Origin of the sequence: Lysobacter sp. CCNWLW3 (assembly GCF_036697405.1) — a bacterium.
In the GTDB taxonomy this organism is placed as follows: domain Bacteria; phylum Pseudomonadota; class Gammaproteobacteria; order Xanthomonadales; family Xanthomonadaceae; genus Lysobacter.
Window position 1 is genome coordinate 131136 of sequence record NZ_JBAHWA010000009.1, and the last position, 15751, is coordinate 146886.

General features: G+C 70.2%; 13 protein-coding genes. 9 read left to right on the forward strand and 4 right to left on the reverse strand.

The features are described 5' to 3' along the window. Positions 1 to 79: 79 nt before the first annotated feature. The 3 genes from V1318_RS15180 to V1318_RS15190 are packed head-to-tail and all read right to left on the reverse strand — an operon-like array spanning position 80 to position 2913. The gene (locus V1318_RS15180; RefSeq protein WP_332940545.1) at positions 80 to 1399 is read right to left on the reverse strand and encodes a PDZ domain-containing protein; all 1320 of its coding nucleotides are present in this window, start codon (positions 1397 to 1399) and stop codon (positions 80 to 82) included. A 52-nt stretch (positions 1400 to 1451) separates the two neighbouring features. Then, a complete protein-coding gene (locus V1318_RS15185; RefSeq protein ID WP_332940546.1) occupies positions 1452 to 2324 on the reverse strand; it encodes a hypothetical protein in 873 nt (290 codons plus the stop codon). Next, complete coding sequence (locus V1318_RS15190) at positions 2317 to 2913, reverse strand: sigma-70 family RNA polymerase sigma factor (protein ID WP_332940547.1); 597 nt, start codon at positions 2911 to 2913, stop codon at positions 2317 to 2319. The genes V1318_RS15185 and V1318_RS15190 overlap by 8 nt, the downstream gene beginning before the upstream one ends. 100 nt (positions 2914 to 3013) lie before the next feature. Between V1318_RS15190 and V1318_RS15195 the strand changes: the two genes are divergently transcribed. The 7 genes from V1318_RS15195 to V1318_RS15225 all read left to right on the forward strand — a co-directional run bounded on the left by V1318_RS15195 (position 3014) and on the right by V1318_RS15225 (position 9510). Continuing rightward, entirely contained in the window at positions 3014 to 3970 is a 957-nt protein-coding gene (locus V1318_RS15195; RefSeq protein ID WP_332940548.1) for an SPFH domain-containing protein, read from the forward strand. A gap of 9 nt (positions 3971 to 3979) precedes the next feature. Further along, on the forward strand, positions 3980 to 4414 hold the full coding sequence (locus V1318_RS15200) for an NfeD family protein (protein WP_332940567.1): 435 nt from the start codon (positions 3980 to 3982) through the stop codon (positions 4412 to 4414). A gap of 34 nt (positions 4415 to 4448) precedes the next feature. Continuing rightward, entirely contained in the window at positions 4449 to 5027 is a 579-nt protein-coding gene (locus V1318_RS15205; RefSeq protein ID WP_332940549.1) for a hypothetical protein, read from the forward strand. A gap of 211 nt (positions 5028 to 5238) precedes the next feature. Further along, positions 5239 to 6345, forward strand: coding sequence for a glycine cleavage system aminomethyltransferase GcvT (gene gcvT / locus V1318_RS15210; RefSeq protein WP_332940550.1), 1107 nt, complete (start codon positions 5239 to 5241; stop codon positions 6343 to 6345). A gap of 9 nt (positions 6346 to 6354) precedes the next feature. Further along, positions 6355 to 6975 (forward strand): 2-hydroxychromene-2-carboxylate isomerase, encoded by a 621-nt coding sequence (locus tag V1318_RS15215; RefSeq protein ID WP_332940551.1) that lies wholly within the window; start codon positions 6355 to 6357, stop codon positions 6973 to 6975. A 97-nt stretch (positions 6976 to 7072) separates the two neighbouring features. Beyond that, on the forward strand, positions 7073 to 7468 hold the full coding sequence (gcvH, locus tag V1318_RS15220) for a glycine cleavage system protein GcvH (RefSeq protein WP_091632172.1): 396 nt from the start codon (positions 7073 to 7075) through the stop codon (positions 7466 to 7468). 1616 nt (positions 7469 to 9084) lie between these two features. Beyond that, a complete protein-coding gene (locus tag V1318_RS15225; RefSeq protein WP_232910433.1) occupies positions 9085 to 9510 on the forward strand; it encodes a hypothetical protein in 426 nt (141 codons plus the stop codon). A 1041-nt stretch (positions 9511 to 10551) separates the two neighbouring features. Here V1318_RS15225 and V1318_RS15230 read toward each other — a convergent pair. After that, entirely contained in the window at positions 10552 to 11952 is a 1401-nt protein-coding gene (locus V1318_RS15230) for a serine hydrolase domain-containing protein (RefSeq protein WP_332940552.1), read from the reverse strand. Between the two features lie 71 nt (positions 11953 to 12023). On the opposite strand from V1318_RS15230, the gene V1318_RS15235 reads away from it, so the two are divergent. Further along, a complete protein-coding gene (locus tag V1318_RS15235; RefSeq protein ID WP_332940553.1) occupies positions 12024 to 12617 on the forward strand; it encodes a LemA family protein in 594 nt (197 codons plus the stop codon). A 97-nt stretch (positions 12618 to 12714) separates the two neighbouring features. Continuing rightward, the gene (locus tag V1318_RS15240; RefSeq protein ID WP_332940554.1) at positions 12715 to 14610 is read left to right on the forward strand and encodes a M48 family metallopeptidase; all 1896 of its coding nucleotides are present in this window, start codon (positions 12715 to 12717) and stop codon (positions 14608 to 14610) included. Positions 14611 to 15751 lie beyond the last annotated feature (1141 nt).

Here is a 15751-nt window from a genome sequence, read left to right on the forward strand (position 1 = left end):
CGATCGCAACCCGCGCCGCCGCTCTCCGACGACATGAACCCTGGCCGGCTGCGCTGCGACGCCGGCCGGGCGGTCGCGCTCAGACCAGGACCGGCGTCGGCGGCGGCGCGGGCGGCGCGGGCGGTGCCGGCGGCGCAGGCGGTGCCGGCGTCGACGGAGCGGATGGCGGGGCCGGCGGCTTGGGCGCGCGCGGTGCCGTCGGAGGTGCAGGCGGCGCTATCGCGTGCGGCGGCGCGGGAGGCGTCGGAGCTGCGGGCGGCGCCGGCGGCGTCGGCAGCAGCAGACGCATGCTCTTGGGCACCTTGACCCGCGCGCTGGCCTGCTTGCGATCGCGCAGGTAGTCGACCGCGACTTCGCTGCCTTCGGGGCGGCCGCGCAGCGCCTCCATGGTCTCGCGCGGCGTGCTTACCGGCTTGCCGTCGATGCTGCGGATCACGTCTCCGGGTTCCAGCCCGGCCAGGTCGGCGCCGGCGCTGAGCACCAGCACGCCGCGGTCGGCGCCGAAGTAACGGCCCAGCCCGCGATCCACCGTGGCCAGGTTCAGGCCGTTCCAGCGGAAGGCTTCGACCAGCGCCGGGGTCGGGCAGTCGTCGCCCTTGCAGGCGAAGATCGGGCCGCCGCGCGCGATATCGGCGCGCACGCGTCCCTTGATCGCGGGCAGCTGCTGCATGTCGAAGGCATAAGACTTGGCGTCTTCGGGGTCGAAGGCGAATCGGCCCATGACGACGTTGCCGCGGGGCGTGACGATGCCGCCCTCGTCGCTGTCGAATACCAGCACCTGCTCGCCGAGCTGCGGCTTGATCTTGACGGTGTTCTTGCGGCCCTCGCGTTCGTAGCCGATCGCGACCGGCACATCCACGTCCAGCGCGTCCAGTGCGGAACGGGTCGCGGCCAGGCGGGTTTCGCCGTCGGCGCCGCGCGGGGCGTCGCCGTTGACGCTGACGATGCGGTCGCCGCTGCGCAGACCGGCCTTGGCCGCGGCGCTGTCGGGGGTGACCGCGACGATGCGCGCGCCGACCTGCGGATCGGCGTTGAGCACCACCCCCAGCAAGGGGCGCTGTTCGGTCTGCCGGATCACGATCTGGCGCCGCGCGTCGATCGCGGCCAGGCGCGCCAGGCCGGCCTCGTCGCGGGCCAGGACGGCGGCATCGCGCGCCAGGCCGGCTTCGCCTCGCGCGCTTTCGGCGCGCGCGCGCGCCAGTTCGGCGACGCGGCGCTGGGCCTGGCGCAGCTCGTCCAGGGCCGCCTTCATTTCGGCTTCGGTCTTGGCATCGGAGGGGGCGTCGTTGCGGCTGGCCGCGGCGCGCGTGCGCACGGCGGCGTCCTGGGCGACCGCCACCGAGGCGACGGTCGCGGCGATCGCGAACGCGAGCGCGGTGATGCGAAGGCGGGATGTCATACGGACCTCTGTGGTGATGTGGACGAGCAAGAAACTCTTTAGGGCATGCGGATCAGTCGACGCGCACCAGCGCGCCGTCGTAGCGCTCGCCGTGGGCGGCGAGCCAGCGTTGGGTGCCCTCGACCCCGGCCAGGTCGCGCAGCGCCTGCACGCGCTGTTCCCACAGCGCGGCGCGTTGCGCGGTCGGCAGGCCGTCCTGGCGCAGGGCGGCGTCGATCACGCCGATCCGGCTGTCGAGATCGGCGCTCATCAGGGCCGCGCCGGCGCTGCCGACGCGTTCGTCGCGGGCCAGCGCGACCAGGGCTTCCAGCTGCGCCGATTCGCTCTGCCACTGCGCGATCGCGGCGGTATCGGCGGCGTCCGCGGCTTCGACGGCGGCCAGCGCGGTGGCCGCGTCGGCGTTCGCGGCTTCGAGCGTCGGCGCCGGCGCGCGGCGCTGCGGGCGACGCACTTCCGGGCGCGGCTTGGGCTCGGCGTTGGCGATCTTGTCGGTCGGCGCCTGGTGGGTCGCGATGGCACGCGTGGGCGCGGGGACGTCCTGCGTGGCGGCGGGCGTGCGGATGTCGGCGATGCTGGGCGTCGCTGCCGGTGCCGGGTCGGGGTTGGGATTGGGATTGGGCGCCGGAGCGGTCGGCACATGAGCGGTCGCGCCGCGGCCCGGCTCGGTCGTGTCGCTGTCGCGCAGCAGGGCGACCGGCACCAGCGCCATCACCGCCAGCGCCGCGGCGGCCGCGGTCCAGACCGGCCAGCGCCGGCGCCGCGGCGAACGGGACGCGCCAAGCGCGCTGGTGCCGCCGCGCGCGTCCAGCGCCGCGGACAGGCGCGACCAGCCGTCCGCGGGCGGCGTTTCGGCCGGCAGCGCGGCGAACGCGGTCGACCAATCCTGCGGCGCGGACGGGCCGTGACGGGAACTGGCGTCAGGCATGGGAGGCCTCCGTGGTGGGTTCCAGCAGTTCGCGCAGGCGGCGTCCGCCGCGCGCGAGCTGGGATTTGGAGAAACTGGGCGTGCGCTGCATCAGCGCTGCGATTTCGTCGTGGGTATAGCCTTCGGCGTGGTACAGCCACAGCACGCTGCGGGTCGCGGCCGGCAACTGCGCCAGGGCGCGCCCCAGCGCCGCGGCGTCGGCGGCGGCCGGGGGCGGCGATGCGTGCTCGTCGGCGTAGCGGTCGTCCTCCAGCACCAGGGCATGTTCGTGGCGGCGCTGGCTGCGCAGGCGCATCAGGGCTTCGTTGATCGCGATCTGGCGCAACCAGCCCCAGAACGGGCTGTCGCCGCCGCCGCCCTGGCCGCGGAAGTCGCCGATCCGGCCCAGCACCTTGAGCATGGTGTCCTGCAGCACTTCCGAAGCCTCCTCGCGATCGCCGCCGCTGCCACCCAGGATCCGCAGCGCCAAGGCGTAGACCGGGCGCTCGAACCAGCGGTAGATCTGCTCGAACGCGGCCCGCTCCCCGGCGCGCGCACGGGCGAGCAGGGCATCGGGCACATCGATCGCGAAGCTGGACGTGGCTGGCATGGATCGGGCTGTCATTACCGGACTGGATGCGGCCGGGCGGCAAACCGTCGCAGTCGCCGGCTGACGCCTATACTCCGCCTATCTACAAGGAGGGGACACCATGGGACCGATTCTGGCCGTCGTGCTGCTGGTAGCCGGCGTGATCATCCTGTTCAAGACCGTGCGGATGGTGCCGCAGGGTTACGAATGGACGGTGGAGCGTTTCGGCAAGTACACCCACACCATGACTCCGGGGCTGCATTTCCTGATCCCGGTGGTCTACGGCGTCGGCCGCAAGATCAACATGATGGAGCAAGTGCTGGACGTGCCCTCGCAGGACGTCATCACCAAGGACAACGCGGTGGTGAAGGTCGACGGCGTGGTCTATTTCCAGGTCCTTGACGCGGCCAAGGCCGCCTACGAGGTCGCCCAGCTCGAGGTCGCCACTCTTAACCTGGTGATGACCAACATCCGTACCTCGATCGGTTCGATGGACCTGGACGAATCGCTGTCGCGCCGCGACGAGATCAACGCCAAGGTGCTGGTCGCGGTCGATCAGGCCACCCATCCCTGGGGCCTGAAGGTCAACCGCATCGAGCTCAAGGACATCCAGCCGCCGCGCGACCTGGTCGACTCGATGGCCCGGCAGATGAAGGCCGAGCGCGAGAAGCGCGCCAACATCCTGGAAGCCGAGGGCCACCGTCAGTCCGAGATCCTGCGCGCCGAGGGCGACAAGCAGGCCGCGATCCTGGAAGCCGAGGGCAAGCGCGAGGCCGCCTACCGCGAGGCCGAGGCGCGCGAGCGCCTGGCCGAGGCCGAGGCCAAGGCGACCGAGATGGTGTCCAACGCGATCGCCCAGGGCAATGTGCAGGCGATCAATTACTTCGTGGCGCAGAAGTACATCGAGGCCTTCAAGTCGCTGGCCGAGGCGCCGAACGCGAAGTTCGTGATGATGCCGATGGAGTCGGCCGGCGTGATCGGCTCGCTGGGCGGCATCGCCGAGCTGGCCAAGGAAGCGCTGGACCGTCAGGGCGGGCGCGCCGCCGTGCCGCCGGTGCCGTCGCGCACGGGGGGCTGAGCGATGCGTCTGGACTGGCAGATCGTGACCTGGGCCGCGATGGCCCTGTTGCTGTTCGCGGCCGAAGCGCTGGCGCCGGGAGCGTTCATGCTCTGGCTGGGCTTCGCGGCGGCCGCGGTGTTCGTGGGCGTGCTGCTGTTCCCCGGCATGCCGGTGCTGGCGCAGGTCGCGGCCTTCGTGGTGTTGAGCTTCCTGTCGATCCAGATGTACCGCACCTGGTTCCGCGGCCGCGAGCGCGGCAGCGACCAGCCGGCCCTGAACCGCCGCGCCGAGCAACTGATCGGGCGCGTGGTCGCGCTGGATCGCGGCATCGTCCAAGGCCGCGGCCGGGTGCAGATCGCCGATGCGTACTGGGAAGTGATCGGTCCCGAGCTACCGGCCGGCGCCAGCGTGCGCGTGGTCGCCAGCGAGGGCATGAGCCTGCGGGTCGAGGCGGTCGAGTAGGGCGGGTCCGCGAGCGTGCGCGGAAGGGGTTGCGATGAAGCGGCATGAAGCCCAATGGATCGGCGTCGGTCTGGCCGCGCTTGCGGCCTGGGCCTGGGCCTGGGCTTGCCCGGCCTGGGCCGGGCCGCCGCTGCCCGCGCCGGCAGCGGCGCCCGCGGCGGCGGCGCCGGGCTGGATCGGCCGCGTGGTGCCGCCGTATCCGGACGGACTGAAGTCCAATACCGGCAGCTGCGTGGGCTCGGGCAGCGCGCCCGAGCAGATCTGCGCACGTTCGATCGGCACCCTGGACGATGCCGAGGACCGTTCGCTGAAGTTCTACGCCGGCGAATTCGCCGGCCGCGAAGGCAACGAGGCGCGTTGGAAGATCACCGACGTGGTGCCCTATCCCAAGCTCAAGCGCGGCGAGTACGTCTCGGTCGCGACCTGCCAGCGCGACGGCGTCGACGATCCGGGCCTGATCGCGATCGTCGACACCGCGGTGCCCGACGCGGCCGCGCAGGAGATGTTGGAGGCGCGGCGCTGGGCGATACGCCTGGACCGCGACACCGGCAGGTTCGTCGAAGTGCCGCCGGCCAGCGTGCGCTGCTACAACGAAGGCTTCGGCGCCGAGTAGGGCGCGGCGATTGCCAAGCTTCCTGTGGGAGCGGCGTAAGCCGCGATCGAGTCCAGGCTACGACGACAGCCACAACGCGCATCGCGACCCGCGGTCGTATGGCCGCCGCCACGCAGGCCATCCATGCGCCGGCGTACCGTAGCCCAGGGCGCATCGCGACGGTTCTCCATGGGATAATCCAGGGCTCCCCTCCGTCCAGGCCCCGCCGCTCATGACCCAGAAGACCATCCTCAACGACGCCCACCGCGCACTCGGCGCCAAGATGGTCGACTTCGGCGGCTGGGACATGCCGATCAGCTACGGCTCGCAGATCGAGGAGCACCACCAGGTCCGCCGCGACGCCGGCATGTTCGACGTCAGCCACATGACCGTGGTCGACCTGCGCGGCGCGCGCACCCGCGACTTCCTGCGCCACCTGGTCGCCAACTCGGTCGACAAGCTGCACAAGTCCGGCAAGGCGCTCTACACCTGCATGCTCAACCCGCAGGGCGGAGTGATCGACGACCTGATCGTCTACTTCCTGGCCGAGGACTTCTTCCGCCTGGTGGTCAACGCCGCCACCCGCGAGAAGGACCTGGCCTGGATCGGCGAGCAGGCGCGCGCCTTCGAGGTGCAGGTCAGCGAGCGTCCCGACTACGCGATGATCGCGGTGCAGGGCCCGAACGCGCGCGACAAGGTGCTGGGCCTGCTGCGCGAGGAGGACCGCGCGCGCATCGGCAAGCTCGGCAAGTTCGTCGCCGGCGAGGCCCAGACTGCCGACGGCAGCGCGCTGTTCGTCGCCCGCACCGGCTACACCGGCGAAGACGGTTTCGAGGTGGTGGTGCCGGAAACCGGCGCGGTCGCGCTGTGGAACGCGCTGCTGGCCGCGGGCGTGAAGCCGGCCGGTCTGGGCGCGCGCGACACCCTGCGCCTGGAGGCGGGCATGAATCTCTACGGCCAGGACATGGACGACGAGGTCTCGCCCTACGAGGCCGCGCTGGCCTGGACGGTCGCCCTGGACGAGGGCCGCGACTTCATCGGCCGCGCCGCGCTTGAACAGCAGAAGGCCGCCGGCGCGCCGCGTCAGATGATCGGCCTGGTGATGGACGAGAAGGGCGTGCTGCGTCACGGCCAGAAGGTGCTGACCGCCAACGGCGACGGCGAAATCCTCTCGGGCACCTTCTCGCCGACGCTGAACAAGTCGATCGCGTTCGCGCGCGTGCCGGCCGGCGAGCCCGGCCAGGTGCGCGTCGACATCCGCGGCAAGGAAGTGCCGGTGCGCGTGGTCAAATTCCCGTTCGTGCGCGACGACCAGCCCCAGGACGGCGTGCTGGGCTGAGCCGCGATCATGGCCGCGCGCGTCGACTACTACTTCAGCCTGATCTCGCCTTACGCCTATCTCGGCCACGCCGCGTTCCTGGATGCGGCGCGCGAGACCGGCGCCGAGGTGGTCTATCGGCCGCTGCGGATCTTCGACCTGTTCCAGGCCAACGGCGGCCTGCCGCTGGGGCAGCGCGCGCCAGCGCGCCAGCGCTATCGCCTGGTCGAACTGCAGCGCTGGCGCGAACGGCGCGGCCTGCCGCTGAACCTGGCGCCCAAGCATTTCCCGCTCGACCCCGGCCTGGCCGACCGCTGCGCGATCGCGCTGGTCGCGGCCGGCGCCGACCCGGCCGCCTACATGGACGCCGCGTTCCGCGCGCTGTGGGCGCTCGACGCCGACATCGCCGACCCGGCGCTGCTCGCGGAACTGCTAGCCCGTCACGGTTTCGACGCGGCCGCGGTGCTTGCCGCCGCCGACAGCGCCGATACGGTCGCCGCTTACCAGCGCAATACCGACGACGCGATCGCCGCCGACCTGCCCGGTCTGCCCGGCTACGTGCTCAACGGCGAGCCGTTCTGGGGTCAGGACCGTGTCGACGATCTGCGCCAGGCCCTGCTCAGCGGCCGCGCCCCATTCCGGGTAGCGTAAGGACCGCCGTGTCCGCGCGCACCCTCTCGCATGTTGCGTCCGCGCCGCTAAACTAGGCGCAATTCCCCAGCCGCCCCCGCAGAGTTCGAGGCCAGCCATGAGTGAAATCCCCGGCGATCTGAAGTTCATGAAATCCCACGAGTGGGCCCGCGTCGAAGGCGACGGCAAGGTCACGGTCGGCATCTCCGACCATGCCCAAGGCCTGCTCGGCGACCTGGTCTACGTCGAGCTGCCGAACATCGGCGACCGCGTCGAGGCCGGCACGGCCTGCGCCGTGGTCGAGTCGGTGAAGGCCGCCTCCGACGTCTACGCGCCGATCAGCGGCACCGTGACCGCGGTCAACACCGCCCTGGCCGACAAGCCGGAAACGATCAACGAAGACGCCTACGGCGAGGGCTGGATCTTCACGGTCGAGGTCGAGGAGCCGGATCAGCTCAACGAACTGTTGGCGCCGGACGACTACGCCGAACTGCTCGAAGACGACGATCACTGAAGACCGGCGTCGCCGGACCCGCACGGTCCGCGACCTCGGTACGGCCGGACCGCGCAGCGCGGCTCCGGCCCAAGCAACGGCCGCCCAGTGCGGCCGTTCGCGTTTTTGGGGCAGCGCGAACGCGCGCATCTGGGCGGCATGGCCGGCGCCGCGCTGAAGCGGCAAGGGCCGTCCCGCGCGAAGCGTGCCCCGCGCCGTTCTCGCGCGGGCGCCGCACGCGACCGGCTCGCCCGATCGAAGCCCGCGCCGACGCAGGTACCGCCGGGCGCGTCTCGTGCGTCGGATCGGAAGCGAGGCCGCAGTCGCGGTGCCGGCGGATGCTCGCGCACTCGGCGGGGCGGCGGCGCGCGGCCGCGTCGGGGGTGTCTGCAGATGCCGCCGGCGCGGTGCGGCCGCGACGCCGACCGACCCACGCCGATGCGGGCGACGACCCGCGCATCGGTCGCGCCGAGCCGCTTCACCCGCTCCTCACGCGCTCAACGCGCTCCGGTCGCTCCGGCGGCCGCGCGCCCGCGCGTCGCCATCGATGCCGGTTCGAGCTTCCGTAGCGGCGACGCCGAGCGGCCGCGTCCGGCGAACGGCGGACGACGAGGACGCGCACGGCGCCGCGGCGCGCCCTTCGCGTATCGGCCAAGGCGGCGGCGCAAGCCGCCGTCGCCTCCGCGCCGCGATCCGGCGCCTGGTGGAAAACCCCTTGTTTTCTGCGTTCGCGCGCATGCGTCGAGCATTCCGCCTCGGGGCGCGGTCGGTGCGCGCGGCGGTGCGCGGCGCGGCGATGGGCGCTGCGCGAGAGTCGATCGCGACCATCCACGGCAAGCGCGCGCGACAGTGCCGACGCCGCCGTTCGCGACGCGTCGGCGGTCGCCGGCGGCGTCCGCGGCGGCGGAAAAAGTTCGCGCACTTTTGCGCAAATCGGCTTGTGCGGCGCGAAACGCGGCGCCTCTCGGAGGCGCCGCCGACGGGCGCGAACGGGCGCTCGGGACGCGCTGGTGCGCGCTTCGTCGCGATGCGCGCAGCGCGATGCATGCGCGCGCGAAAAAAATTTCGATGCGCTGAAAGCCGCGCCAAATATAGCTTTCAGCGTGTTCGATAATTTTCGACGCGATGCGCGACGCGCGATTGTCGCGCGTTCGCGGCGTCGCCGGCGACGATTTCCGGCGGGGGCGGGGGAAGCCGGGCCGGAAAAAAAATTGCCGGAGTTGTTGACAGTGCGAAAAAGCGTGATTAGGTTTCGCCCAGCAGACGTTTCCTGCGGAAGAGAGTGAGTACAACGAACGCGACAACGCGCAGCAAAAAACGAACCTCCGCCCGGACAGTCAAAACGGTGGACGCAGGATTCGTTTCCCTCGCGAAAACGCAATCGTTCTCCTCGGCCCCGTCGGCGTCGCACCCCATACGACCCGGTTCGCCCTGTGCGGATCGGGTTTTTGTTTGGCCGCGGTATGCGGCCGGACGCGTCCTCGCCCCCGGCGGACGCGTCGGAAGAATCCGTACCGGCGCGCTCGCGCGTCGGCGGCTGCTCGCGGGTCCGACTCCCGCGGCTCTGGTTCAACTGGGCTTCAAACCGGCAATACCCCTGATCAATCGCTGATCAACCACTGACGAGGAGCCATCACATGGCCATGAAGAAAGCTGCGAAGAAGAAACCCGCCGCCAAGAAGGCTGCGAAGAAGGTCGCCAAGAAGCCGGCCGCCAAGAAGGCTGCGAAGAAGGTAGCCAAGAAGGCCGCCAAGAAGGTCGCCAAGAAGCCGGCCAAGAAGGTCGCCAAGAAGGCCGCCAAGAAGGTCGCCAAGAAGCCGGCTAAGAAGGCCGCCAAGAAGGCTGCCAAGAAGGTCGCCAAGAAGCCGGCTAAGAAGGCCGCCAAGAAGGCGACCAAGAAGGCCGCTAAGAAGGTAGCCAAGAAGCCCGCTAAGAAGGCTGCCAAGAAGGCTGCTAAGAAGGCTGCCAAGAAGCCTGCCAAGAAGGCGAAGAAGGCCTCGAAGAAGTCGGCTCGCAAGCCGGCCGCGACGGCCCTGCCGGCGACCCCGGCTCCGCTGATCTAATAAAGCCCCGATAGCCGTAATCCCGCTCTCTCCCCGCAGCCCAGGCGGGGGGAGAGTTTTTTATTTGGGGCTCCGGAAATCCGCGGGGTCCGGCATCGCCAGCCGTCGGCGTGGCGCGGCAGGTCCGAGCGACCGGGTGTGGCATTGTCGCCCGCGCCCCATCCGCGTGTGGGAACCGGTCCATCCGAATGCCGCAGGGTGCGGTGAGCCGAAGGCGAACCGCGCCATCGCGCAGGTCCGGCCGCCCGCGCCGATGCGGTTGCACCACATCCGACGAGCGGCGCGGTGACGTGACCTCGTCGCCGCGACCCGTGTATGTCCGGCTCCGGCCCGTCTACCCGGCAAGCCGTGTCTTCCGCGCCCGCCGTAGCTCGCCGTAGGGTGTGGTGAGCCGAAGGCGAACCGCACCATCGCGCAGGTCCGGCCGCCCGCGCAGATGCGGTTGCACCACATCCGACGAGTGGCGCGGTGACGTGACCCTCATCGCCGCGACCCGTGTATGTCCGGCTCGCGGCCCGCCTACCCGGCAAGCCGTGTCTTCCGCGCGCGCCGTAGGGTGTGGTGAGCCGAAGGCGAACCGCACCGTCGCGCCGCACCGTCGGCCCGTGCCGATGCGGTTGCCACCGCATCCTACGAGTGGCGCGGTGACATGACCCTCATCGCCGCGACTCGTGTATGTCCGGCTCGCGGCCCGTCTACCCGGCAAGCCGTGTCTTCTGCGCGCGCCGTAGGGTGTGGTGAGCCGAAGGCGAACCGCACCGTCGCGCCGCACCGCTGGCCCGCGTCGATACGGCCACGCCGGTCCCGATTCCGAGCCGGAGTTCAGGTACAGGAAAGAGGTGGCCCGCATCGATACGGTCGCCGCCGTCTGCTGCGAATCGGCGTGCTCCGTGCCGTCATGCGGCCTGTGTGCGGCCAACGCGAACGCGCACCGGGCTGCGGGAGTCGCTGCGTCATCCAGCCACGCGCGTACGCACGCGCGCGGCCGCCCACCGCGCATGCGCACGGCGGGGCACGACGGGAGAGGGCGTGGCGCGCCGCTTAGCGCGGCGCGGCGGTCGCGGTGGAGGCTTCGCTGCCCGGCGGATCGGCCGGCGTGCGGCCGCGGTTGCCGGCGTCGACGTAGAGGGTCGGGTCGTCGAAGTCGACGTCGAGCCAGCGCTCCGGCGGCAAGCCGATGGCGCGGTCGAGGATGGTCGGGAGCAGGCCGGAGGGCAGGGCGCTCTCGCTGTTCCAGAGCACGGCGATGCCGAGGTCGCGCTCGGGCAGCAGCGCGACCAGGCCGCGATAGCCCTGCACCGCGCCGCCATGGAACACCAGCTGATGGCCGGCGTAGTCGTATACGCGCCAACCCAGGGCGTAACCGGCCGAGCTCACGCGCGAACGGCGCCAGGCCGAGCCGCGGGTTTCGCCGGGGGTGTCGACCAGCGGCTGATGCAAGGTCGCCAACAACGGGGCCGGCAGCACGTCGGGGCGATGCCCGGTCTGCGCGAGCAGCCACTGCGCCATGTCGCTGGCGCTGGCGTTGACGCCGGCGGCGGGCGGCAGCTGGTAGTAGGTCGGCTTGGGCGTGACCGAGGTCCAGCCGCCGCGCGCACGCACGTGCGGGCGCGCCCAGCGCGCGCTGGCGGTGATGCCTTCCAGGCCCAGGCTGGCGTCGTTCATGCCCAGCGGCTTGAACAGACGGCGCTGCACTTCCTGGCTGTAGAAATCGCCGGTGGCGGCGAACACCACGTCGCCGATCAGGCTGAAGGCGATGTTCTGATAGCCGTAGCAGGTGCCGGGTTGGCAGGACATCGGCGCGTACGCGAGCTTCTGCGTCAGCGTGCGGTAGTCGGTGTAGTTCTCGAGATCGCGGTCGTAGGTGTTGTGGGTCAGACCGACGCGATGGCTGAGCAGGTCGGCCACGGTGATCTGCTGCGCCGCATAGGGATCGACCAGCTGGAAGCCGGGCATGTAGTCGACCAGCTTGCTGTCCCAGCGCAGGGTGCCGTCGTTGACCAGCACGCCGGCCATGGTCGCGGCCACGCCCTTGGACAGGGACGCAAGACGGAACACGGTATGGGCATCGACCGGTTCGGCCGCGCGCACGTCGGTGATGCCATAGCCGCGCGCGCTGAGGATGCGGCCGTTGTGCACGATCGCCATGGCCAGGCCGGGCACGCGTTGATTGGCGACCAGCTGCTGGGCCATGCCTTCGAACTGCTGCACGTCGAAGCCGGAAGCCAGCGGCATGATGTTGCCGCGACGGGTCGCATAGCTCGACACCGGTTGCGGGAGGCCATGCGCCGGTTCGGCGCTGGCGGTGCGCGCGTTGGACGTCGGCGGGTTCCAACGCAGCGAGGTTTGCGCGGCCGAACCCAGGGTCAGCGTGAGCAGCCCGGCGAGGCTAGCCACGCGCCAGAAGGTGCGCCGCAACCGCGGGTTCGGCTCGTCTTTCATCGGTCGCAGCGCCTGCGTATGCTGGGTTGCGACCGATAATAGCGCCGATCTAAGGGGATTGGGGAACAACCATGTTCAGCATTCTGATTTTGTTGGCTTTAGTGGCGATCGTCGCAGTTTGGGTCGTAGGCATCTACAACGCCCTGGTGACGTCCCGAAACGCCTATAAGAATGCCTTCGCCCAGATCGACGTTCAGCTGCAGCGGCGCTTCGACCTGATCCCGAATCTGGTCGAGACGGTAAAGGGCTATCTGAGCCATGAACGGGAGACCCTGGAAGCGGTGATCGCCGCCCGTGGCGCGGCGGTATCGGGCCTGGCCGCGGCCAAGGCCAACCCCGGCGACCCGGCGGCGATGGAGCGGCTGGCGGCGAGCCAGGGCCAGCTGAATGGGGCGCTCGGCCGTTTGCTCGCGGTCTCGGAGGCCTATCCGGACCTCAAAGCCAACCAGAACATGATGCAGCTCACCGAAGAGCTGACCAGTACCGAGAACAAGGTCGCGTTCGCGCGCCAGGCCTACAACGACTCGGTCATGGCCTACAACAATCGGCGCGAGATCTTCCCGTCCAGCGTGATCGCCGGCATGTTCAACTTCGCCGCCGCGGCGCTGCTGGAGATTCCGGCCGAGCGCGCCGAGATGCGCGAAGCGCCGAAGGTGCAGTTCTAAACGGCCGGGATTCGGGATTGGGGATTCGGGATTCGCCAAGCCGGCGACCTGCTTTCGCGAATCCCGAATCCCCAATCTCGAATCCCGGGTTTCCTGCATGAACTTCTTCGAACACCAGGCCCAGGCCCGGCGCAGCTCGACTTGGCTGGTGCTGCTGTTCGCCCTGGCCGTGCTGGGCATCGTGCTGGCGGTGGATCTGGCGGTGCTGGTGTTCGCCGGCGCGCATCCCGTCCTGCTGGCCCTGGCCACGCTGGGCACGATCGGCGTGATCGGCTTGGGCTCGCTCTATCGCATCTCCAGCCTGCGCGGCGGCGGCGAATCGGTCGCCCTGCAGATGGGCGGCGTGCCGGTGCCGGAAGACACCCGGGACCTCGGTCTGCGCCGCCTGCGCAACGTGGTCGAAGAAATCGCGATCGCGTCAGGCGTGCCGGTACCCAAGCTCTACGTGCTCGAACACGAGGCCGCGATCAACGCCTTCGCGGCCGGCTACTCGCCCTCCGACGCGGTGGTCGCGGTGACCCGCGGCGCGCTCGACCGGCTCAATCGCGACGAGCTGCAGGGCGTGATCGCGCACGAGTTCAGCCACATCCTCAATGGCGACATGCGCCTGAACATCCGCCTGATCGGGGCGCTGTTCGGGATCCTGATGCTGGCCATCATCGGCCGCAAGATCCTCGAAGGCGGGCGCGGCGGCGGGCGCGGCAGCAAGGGCATCGGCGCGATCCTGGTGGCGGCGCTGGTGGCGATGCTGGTCGGCTACGTCGGCCAGTTCTTCGGCCGCATGATCAAGGCCAGCGTCAGTCGCAGCCGCGAGCGCCTGGCCGACGCTTCGGCGGTGCAGTTCACCCGCCAGACCTCGGGCCTGGCCGGCGCGCTGAAGAAGATCGGCGGCCTGCACGAGGGCGCCAAGCTCAACGACCGCGCCGACGCCGAGGAGCTCAGCCACATGCTGTTCGGCGACGGCGTGGGATTCAGCGGCTGGTTCGCGACCCATCCGCCGCTGCTGGAACGGATCCGCGCGCTGGAGCCCTCGTTCCGCGCCGACCAATTGGAAGGCCTGACGCGGCGCTGGGCGATCGAGCCGCCGCATGGCCTGGACGAAGACCGTGCGATGGGCCTGACCGGCACGGCCCAGCCACCGCCGCTGCCGGGCCTCGACAGCCGGCACGCGCTGACCCCGCCCATGGTCTCGGCCCAGGTCGCGCACCCCGGCGCCGACGATTACCGCCGCGCCGACAGCATCGTCGCGACCTTGCCCGACGCGGTGCGCGCACTGGCGATGCAGCGCGACACGGTGGTGCCCTTGCTGTTGGCGCTGCTGCTGGACGAGGACGCCCAGATCGCCGCGCGCCAGCACTACGAGATCGCCGCGCGCATGGGGCCGGAGCTGGCCGACGAGGTGCGCCGCCTGCGCGCGCAGGCGTTGGCCGATCTGCATCCGATGCTGCGCCTGCCGCTGGCCTCGCTGGCTTTCCCGGTGCTGCGCCTGCGCCCGCGTCCGCAACTGGACGCCTTCATGGACGCGGTGCAGGCGGCGGTCAACGCCGACGGCCGGGTCTCGCTGTTCGAGTACTGCCTGGCGCGCCTACTTACGGTGCAGGTGACCGAGTCGCTGGACCCGTCGCGCCACGCGCGTTTCGGCCGACGCAAGCCGCAAGCGGTGGCGGCGGAACTGGCGACGCTGCTGGCCGTGGTCGCGCAGAGCGGGCATGCCAATGCGGCGTCCGCGCAGCGCGCCTACCTGGCCGGCCTGCAGCGCGTGCTGCCGCAGGAGCACCGGCCCTACGCGCCGCCCGCCGACGGCGTGCTGGCGCTGGACCGGGTGTGGGAGGCTTTGGATGCGCTTGATCCGCTGGCCAAGCAATTGCTGGTGGAGGCGGTGACCGCGGCGATCAGCCACGACAACCGAGTCGCGGTGGTGGAAGCGGAGCTGCTGCGCACGATCTGCGCGGTGCTGCATTGCCCGTTGCCGCCTATGCTGGCGAAGGCGTAGCGACCGCGTGCCGCGGTCGCTCTTCCGGCGGGACGCGCGGCGCTAGCCGCGGCCGCGAACTCCGTTCACGTCGTCGGTTTGGACCGGCTCTCTGTGGGAGCGGCGTCCCACGGGGATTTCCTTCGGTCATAAGCCGCGACTGCGAACTCCGGCCACGTCGTTGGTTTCGGATGGAGCCGGCTTTCTGTGGGGGCGGCGTGAGCCGCGATCGCGAACCTCGGCCACGGCGTTGGCAGGGGTTTGTTCGCCTTTGGCTCCCTCCTTTATCAAAAGGTGAAGCCGTGCGTTTACTTACGAACCGCAGGTTCGTGCGCGGCTGAACGCCAGCAGGCCATGCCTGCTGGCCGGGCGAGTTGGGAAGGATTTGCTCTTGCTTGTGCTTCGTCTGGGTTGGCACGAAGGTCAACGGCTTCCGCCCGCTGCGCCTGCGGGTCACTTTCTCTTCCCCGGGACCTTTGTAGGAGCGGCGTAAGCCGCGACTGCGAACTCCGGACACGTCGTCGGTTTCGGATGGAGCCGGCTTTCTGTGGGAGCGGCGTGAGCCGCGATCGCGAACCTCGGCCACGGCGCTGGCAGGGGTTTGTTCGCCTTTGGCTCCCTCCTTTGGAGAGGGTGAAGCCGTGCGTTTACGAATCGCAGGTTCGTGCGCGGCTGAACGCCAGCAGGCTATGCTTGCTGGCCGGGCGAGTTGGGGAGGATTTGCTCTTGCTTGCGCTTCGTCTGGGTTGGCACGAAGGTCAACGGCTTCCGCCCGCTGCGCGTGCGGGTCACTTTCTCTTGCCCGGGACCTTTGTAGGAGCGGCGCAAGCCGCGACCGCGAACTCCGGCCACGTCGTTGGTTTCGGATGGAGCCGGCTTTCTGTGGGAGCGGCGTGAGCCGCGATCGCGAACCTCGGCCACGGCGTTGGCAGGGGTTTGTTCGCCTTTGGGTCCCTCCTTTGGAGAGGGTGAAGCCGTGCGTTTACGAATCGCAGGTTCGTGCGCGGCTGAACGCCCGTGGGCTATGCCTGCGGGCTAGGTAGGTTGGGGAGGATTTGCTGTTGCCCTTGCTTTGCGTGGTTGATACGAAGGTCAACGGCTTCCGCCCGCTGCGCGTGCGGGTCACTTTCTCTTGCTGGCCCAAGAGAAAGTAACCAAAGAG

Bases quoted from the DNA above. Each gene is read 5' to 3' on its own strand.
- V1318_RS15180 (WP_332940545.1), bottom strand. From the start codon at position 1,399: ATGACATCCCGCCTTCGCATCACCGCGCTCGCGTTCGCGATCGCCGCG.
- V1318_RS15185 (WP_332940546.1), bottom strand. From the start codon at position 2,324: ATGCCTGACGCCAGTTCCCGTCACGGCCCGTCCGCGCCGCAGGATTGG.
- V1318_RS15190 (WP_332940547.1), bottom strand. From the start codon at position 2,913: ATGCCAGCCACGTCCAGCTTCGCGATCGATGTGCCCGATGCCCTGCTC.
- V1318_RS15195 (WP_332940548.1), top strand. From the start codon at position 3,014: ATGGGACCGATTCTGGCCGTCGTGCTGCTGGTAGCCGGCGTGATCATC.
- V1318_RS15205 (WP_332940549.1), top strand. From the start codon at position 4,449: ATGAAGCGGCATGAAGCCCAATGGATCGGCGTCGGTCTGGCCGCGCTT.
- gcvT (WP_332940550.1), top strand. From the start codon at position 5,239: ATGACCCAGAAGACCATCCTCAACGACGCCCACCGCGCACTCGGCGCC.
- V1318_RS15215 (WP_332940551.1), top strand. From the start codon at position 6,355: ATGGCCGCGCGCGTCGACTACTACTTCAGCCTGATCTCGCCTTACGCC.
- gcvH (WP_091632172.1), top strand. From the start codon at position 7,073: ATGAGTGAAATCCCCGGCGATCTGAAGTTCATGAAATCCCACGAGTGG.
- V1318_RS15225 (WP_232910433.1), top strand. From the start codon at position 9,085: ATGGCCATGAAGAAAGCTGCGAAGAAGAAACCCGCCGCCAAGAAGGCT.
- V1318_RS15230 (WP_332940552.1), bottom strand. From the start codon at position 11,952: ATGAAAGACGAGCCGAACCCGCGGTTGCGGCGCACCTTCTGGCGCGTG.
- V1318_RS15235 (WP_332940553.1), top strand. From the start codon at position 12,024: ATGTTCAGCATTCTGATTTTGTTGGCTTTAGTGGCGATCGTCGCAGTT.
- V1318_RS15240 (WP_332940554.1), top strand. From the start codon at position 12,715: ATGAACTTCTTCGAACACCAGGCCCAGGCCCGGCGCAGCTCGACTTGG.